This window comes from Streptomyces sp. NPDC006265, from assembly GCF_040613555.1.
Taxonomy (GTDB): domain Bacteria; phylum Actinomycetota; class Actinomycetes; order Streptomycetales; family Streptomycetaceae; genus Streptomyces.
Genome location: NZ_JBEXSH010000557.1, coordinates 1 through 5925 on the forward strand (window position 1 = coordinate 1; position 5925 = coordinate 5925).

The window sequence follows — 5925 nt, forward strand, 5'->3', positions numbered from 1 at the left end:
GTCAGCCGATACCGCGGGCACCGGACCAGATGCGGTACGGGACGCTGTCGCCCGGGTTGCCCGCGATCCCGTCCAGCGGCAGGGGTTCGAGGCTCTTGGTGAGGTCGATGCGGTAGGCCACCACAGCCGTCGACACGGAGTTGGCCGTGCCGACGTACCAGGCGGCGGTGTCCTTCTGCGTGGTGCCGGCCTTCCCGGCCACCGTGGTGGTCGTGGCGGGCCCCGGGTGGGCGGTGCGGAAGGCGTCGGTGAGGGCCGACTGGACCGCCTCGGCCACGCTCGCCCGCACCGCGCGGCGGGACGCGGGCTTCTTCAGCGCGACGCCGGAGCCGTTGCGGGTGATCCGGGCCACCGAGTACGGCTCGACGTGCTTGCCGGCGGCGGCGAATGTGACGTAGCCGCTCGCCATCCGGATCGCGCTGGGCGTGGCACTGCCCAGCGACAGCGCGGGCACCTGAGGGCCGAAGCTGGAGGAGAGCAGGCCCGCCCGCTGGGCGGTGTCCCGCACCCTGTCCAGGCCGGTGTCCATGCCGAGCTGCATGAACGGCGTGTTCACCGACAGGGCGAGCGCCCGGCCCAGGCCGATCCGCCCGTAGGACTTCCCGCCGTCGTTGTGGGAGGTGACCTGCTTGCCGCCGCGGTCCCAGTAGGGGCCCTCGGGTGTCCGCACGGCGATGCCGTCGTCCCCGTCGTACAGCGTCTGCGGGGTGACCTCGGCGGCGGCTCCGTCGCGGGTCTTGTGCACGCCGTGCTCCAGGGCGGCGGCGTAGACGAAGGGCTGGAAGGCCGAACCGGCGGGGACGGTGGTCGCGTTCGACTCGTTGTAGCCCTGCTTACGGTGGTCGGGGCCGCCGTGGACGGCGAGGATGCGCCCGTCGGCGGCCACCGAGGAGGCGCCGAAGTGCAGGGCCTTCGCCTTGGCCGGGTCGTCCTTGCGCGCCTGCTTGCGGGCCTTTTCGACGGCGTCGGTGAGCGCGCTCTCCTGCTTGCGGTCGAAGGTCGTGTAGATCTGGTAGCCGCCGAGGTCGTACTCCTTGGCCGATATGTTCGCCGCCTTCTTGGCGTACTGGGCGGCCAGTTCCACGAGGTAGTCGCTCTGCTTGCCGGTGTCGAACCCCGGCGCCCGCTTCAGCGGCTCGGGGAACTTCTTGTACTCGGCCCGCTCGCTCTTCGGCAGGGTGCCTATCTCGACCATGCGGTCGAGTATCCAGGACCAGCGCTCCACAGCCCGGGCGTGGTTGGCCTCGCTCAGCGACGGGTCGTAAAGGCCGGCGCCCTTGAGGAGGGAGGCGAGGAAGGCGGCCTCGCTGACGTCGAGTTCCCTGACGTCCTTGCCGTAGTAGGCCTGGGCGGCACGCTGGATGCCGTAGGTGCCGCGGCCGAACCAGCTCGTGTTGAGGTAGCCCTCGAGGATGTCGTCCTTGCTCATCTCGTTGTCGAGCTTCAGGGCGAGCATCGCCTCGGTGAACTTGCGTCCGACGGACCGGTCCTGGCTGAGGTAGACGTTCTTGACGTACTGCTGGGTGATGGTCGAGCCGCCCTGGGTGTCGCCCTGACCGACGGTGCGCCACAGGGCGCGGCCGATGCCGCTGACGGATATTCCGGGGTCGCTGTAGAAGCTCGCGTTCTCCGCCGCCAGCACCGCCCCGCGGACGTCCTCGGGTATGTCCTTCAGCGGCATCGCCTGCCGCCGCACCCAGCCGGTGCGGGCCATGGGCGTCCCGTCGGACCAGAAGTAGACGTTGTCCTGCTGGGTGGCGTACGTGTTGAGGTTGTCCGGGATGTCGGTGGCGGCGTAGGCGGAGCCCAGGAGGACCACGGTCAGGCCGGTGAAGGTCAGCGCGGCACCGAGCCACTGCCGCCAGGAGGGCGCCCAGCGGCGCCAACCGGTGCGGTCGACGTGCGGGTAACGGGGCCGCAGGCGGCGGGCCTCGGACGCGACCCGGGCGACGAGCCGGGCCGGCCCCGGGGCCGCGGCGTGCAGACGGGACAGGGGGGAGGGCCGGGGAGCTCTGCGCCGCCGACGCGATCTGTCCGGTGTGCTCCCGTCCTTCGCCGCGCCGGACGCCGTGTCCGCCTGGTCGGTCGGGGCCGCCCCGACGACGCGCAACATCACGGTCTCGTCCGCGTGCACGGAGTCGGGGACCTTCAACTGCATGGTCTCGTCCGGTTCCCGCCCAGCCTTCGACACGGCTGCGTCTCCCTCCCGCTTACGGTGGTGCTCGCGCGGAAGGCTTGGCTGCAGTGGTCGACGGCAGCGATCCCTCGTCATCCCCCGCCTGTACGGCTTCTCGCGCGTTCGAAAGTTACCAGCGGCCTTTACAGGTCCTCCACACCGGTACGGCAACAATGGTCAGATGGGTTCACGGAAGGCGGCATTTTTGTCGGCGCGGATTAATCTGTCCTCATGCCTCGCTACGAGTATCGCTGCCGGACCTGCGGCGACACCTTCGAACTCAGCCGTCCCATGGCCGAGTCGTCCGACCCCGCGGCCTGCCCCTCGGGCCATGACGACACGGTGAAACTCCTCTCCACGGTCGCGGTCGGCGGCTCCGCCTCCGCCCCGGCGTCCGCGCCCCGCCCGAGCGGCGGCGGTGGGGGCGGCTGCTGCGGAGGCGGCTGCTGCGGCTGACGCCCTCCCCGGGTTTCCTCAGGAACCCTTCAGCTTCGGTTTCCTGGCGTGGCGGCATGACAGCCATCGCAGCGGATGCCGGGCCGCAGTGGGTCAACGACCTGATGGACGCGCTGGGCGCGCCGGGAGCCGGTCTCGCCATCGCCCTGGAGAACCTGTTCCCGCCGCTGCCCAGCGAGGTGATCCTGCCCCTCGCCGGGTTCGCCGCGAGCAGCGGCCGGATGAGCCTGCTCGCCGTCCTGCTGTGGACGACGGCCGGCTCGGTGATCGGCGCTTGCGCTGTACGGGGTCGGCGCGCTGCTCGGCCGTGACCGGACGGTGGCGATCGCGGCCCGGCTGCCGCTGGTGAAGGTCTCGGACATCGAGAAGACCGAGGCCTGGTTTCTGAAGCACGGCACCAAGGCCGGGTTCTTCGGCCGGATGATCCCGATCTTCCGCAGCCTGATCTCGGTGCCCGCGGGTGTCGAGCGGATGCGTCTACCGGTGTTCCTGGGGCTGACCACCCTGGGCAGCGCCATCTGGAACACGGTGTTCGTCCTCGCGGGCCACTTCCTCGGCGCGAACTGGCACCAGGTCTCGGACATCGTCTCCACATACTCGAAGGTGGTCCTCGCCGTGACGGCCGTGACGGTGGCGGCGTTCATCACCGTACGGCTGCTGCGACGCCCTGAAGGGGGCGCGGGGCTGTGTCGATCTGCGGCTCCGCCGCGGGGCGCGGACGGCCACGACGGCGCCGCACCCGCACGACGACCAGGACACCCGAGTTCTCAGGCGCCCCGTACTGCCCCCAGAAACTCCCTCAGGATCCGCTCCCCGGCGAGGACACCCCGGTCGGGAAGCGCCCTGAGCGAGGGCGCCGTCCAGCCGCTGTCGGCCAGCTCCCCGTGCGCCGGGCGCCAGCCCCGGTCGGCCGCGAGGAGCAGATCGGCGTCGAGCAGTGAGTCACCGGCGGCGAGCGTGAGTTCGGCACCGGTCCGCCGCGCGACCTCCCGCATCGCCGCGCTCTTGGTGAGCGGCTTGGGAACGGCGTAGATCTTGCGGCCCTGGAGGGACACGGTCCAGCCGCGGTTCTCCGCCCACACCGCGAGTTCCTTCACCCAGTCCTCGTCGAGCAACTCGCGCTCGACGACGAGATAGGCGAAGAGGTCGTCGGCGACGCGGTGCTTGCGCACCCAGACCGGGTCGGCGGCCCTCAGCAGGTGCTCCTGCACCTCGGCCAGCGGCGCGCACTGGTCGGCCAGCCGTGCGGTGACCTGCGCGTGCCAGTCGGGGTCGGAGACGCCGTCGACCAGGAGATGGCCGCCGTTCGCGCAGATCGCGTACGTGGGCTCCGGGCCCGGCAGGTTGATGCGCTGGTACTGCTTGCGCGTCCGGGTCGTCGTGGGCACGAACACGGCCGCGTCGCCCAGGTCGGTGAGGAGCCGGGCCGCCGTCTCCGTCATGTACGACAGCGGCTTGCTCTCGTGCACCTCCACACACAGCAGCCGGGGCGCCCGCGCGTCCGGCATGGTGAGCGCCAGGGCGGCGGCCGAGTAGATCAGGGTGCGATCGAGGTCGCTCGCGACGAGGACGGGCATCAGACCGACACCGCCTTGCCGTCGGCGCCGGTCGCGCCCCGGGTGTACTTGGGGTGGATCAGGCCGACGCAGGTGTAGGGCAGTCCGTCGACCTCCTCGACGGGCACGCCGCGTTGCTCGGCCAGCAGGCGCACGTGGTCGAGGTCGCTGCCCGCCCCGGCCCGCGCCAGGACCTTCCAGGGCACCCGGCGCAGCATGACCCGGGTGGTCTCGCCGACGCCGGGCTTGACGAGGTTCACGTCGTGGATGGCGTACTCCTCGCTGATGCGCTCGACGGCGGCCCAGCCCTCCCAGGTGGGTGAGCGGTCCGTCGCGAGCAGTTCCTTGGCCTGGGCGCAGGCGGCGTCGGCGACCTCGGGGAAGCGGGCGGACACGGCGTCCAGGAAGGCCACCGAGACATCGGTGCCGGCGAGTTCGCGGTAGAACTTCGCGCCGTGGAAGTCGTCCGGGCCGACCAGGTCCGCGCGCAGCACGGTCCGCGAGATCAGGCCGGAGACGGTGGAGTTGAGGCAGGCGGAGGGGATGAGGAAGTCCTCGCGGGTGCCGTAGGTCCTCACGCAGGAGCCCGGGTCGGCGAGGACGGCGATCTCGGGGTCGAAGCCGGTGATGCCGTCGGTCTTCTCGAACTTTTCCAGGGCCTGGGCGAGTTCGCGGGTGATGGCGCCCTTGCCGGTCCAGCCGTCGACGAAGACGACGTCCCGGGGGTCGTGGTGCCGGGCGAGCCAGCGCAGCGCGTTGGCGTCGATGCCACGGCCGCGGACGATCGACACGGCGTAGTGCGGCAGGTCCAGGCCGTGCCGGTGCCGGGCCCAGCGGCGCATGAGAATGCCGACGGGGGTGCCGGCGCGGGCCAGCGAGACCAGCACGGGGCGCGGGGACCGCTCGGCGAGGACCGTCTCGGTGACGACGCCGACCGCCTGGGCGATACGGGCCGCCGAGTCCTCCAGCGCGGCGTGGAACAGTTCCTGGTACTGCTCGCTCGGCTGGTACTCCACGGGCAGCGACTCCGCGTAGTGCGCGCCGCCGCTCTGGATCGCCTCCTCGCGTTCCTCGGTCGGCGCCTCCAGCGTCACGTCCGAGAGGTCCTGGAGCAGCCAGCCGACCTCCTCGGGGGCGTACGAGGAGAAGGCGGGGCCGCGGAGGGGCTCGGGCAGCATGGAGGGCCTTTCGGGGGCGTACGACGGTATGACGGCGAGGAGGACCCGCGGCGTGTGCGCGGCGAGGCGGGCCAGCAGACCGTCGGGCGCGTGCAGCGCGGGGGTGTCCCCGGCCGAGTCGACCACCACGACGACGGCGTCGAAGCCGGCGCCGGCGACGTTGTAGGCGTACCGCTCGCCGGGGCCGTCGGCGGGGTCGTCGTGGGCGGGGAAGGCGAGACGGGTGCGTATCGCGTAGCCGGGGTCGTCGACGGCCAGGACGGGTGAGCGGGTGGTGGTCGAGTAACGGACCTCGACGTCGGCGCTTCGCTCCAGCTCGCGGGCGAGCCTGAGCGGGACGTACATCAGCTCCTCGAAGCCGAGTATGTGCACGCGGCGGGCCCCGTGGGGCAGCGCGTCCGCCAGGCGGCGGGCCATCGCGGGAAGGGCGCTTTCCAGGAGCTCCCGATGCGCGGGGGTGAACCCGTGTCGCCCCCCGTCGGGGAGGCCGGCGGGCCAGTGCAGGTCTATCCGGCTGTCGTCCGAGTGCGGGCCGGTGGGGGCTGGTCGCGCAGTTCCC

At 71.8% G+C, this 5925-nt stretch carries 4 protein-coding genes and 1 pseudogene; 2 read left to right on the forward strand and 3 right to left on the reverse strand.

The genetic code is table 11. From position 1 onward, the window contains the following. Position 1 precedes the first annotated feature (1 nt). Positions 2-2158 (reverse strand): transglycosylase domain-containing protein, encoded by a 2157-nt coding sequence (locus ABZ281_RS33675; protein ID WP_356661713.1) that lies wholly within the window; start codon positions 2156-2158, stop codon positions 2-4. Positions 2159-2407: 249 nt separating this feature from the next. Between ABZ281_RS33675 and ABZ281_RS33680 the strand changes: the two genes are divergently transcribed. Then, positions 2408-2632, forward strand: a complete 225-nt coding sequence (locus ABZ281_RS33680) for a zinc ribbon domain-containing protein (RefSeq protein ID WP_356661707.1) — start codon at positions 2408-2410, stop codon at positions 2630-2632. A gap of 56 nt (positions 2633-2688) precedes the next feature. Continuing rightward, positions 2689-3295, forward strand: a pseudogene (locus tag ABZ281_RS33685) (DedA family protein); the annotation flags it as partial. Between the two features lie 104 nt (positions 3296-3399). Here the strand turns inward: ABZ281_RS33685 and ABZ281_RS33690 are convergent. Continuing rightward, positions 3400-4209 carry an HAD family hydrolase gene (locus tag ABZ281_RS33690; RefSeq protein ID WP_356661709.1) on the reverse strand — a complete coding sequence of 270 codons (810 nt, stop codon included), beginning with the start codon at positions 4207-4209 and terminating at the stop codon, positions 3400-3402. Next, positions 4209-5925 (reverse strand): cysteine protease StiP domain-containing protein (locus ABZ281_RS33695; protein WP_356661711.1); only part of this gene is annotated, 1717 nt, incomplete at its 5' end. The genes ABZ281_RS33695 and ABZ281_RS33690, both read right to left, overlap by 1 nt.

Excerpts from the sequence above, each read along its gene's own strand:
- ABZ281_RS33690 (WP_356661709.1), bottom strand. The coding sequence starts at position 4,209 with ATGCCCGTCCTCGTCGCGAGCGACCTCGATCGCACCCTGATCTACTCG.
- ABZ281_RS33680 (WP_356661707.1), top strand. The coding sequence starts at position 2,408 with ATGCCTCGCTACGAGTATCGCTGCCGGACCTGCGGCGACACCTTCGAA.
- ABZ281_RS33675 (WP_356661713.1), bottom strand. The coding sequence starts at position 2,158 with ATGCAGTTGAAGGTCCCCGACTCCGTGCACGCGGACGAGACCGTGATG.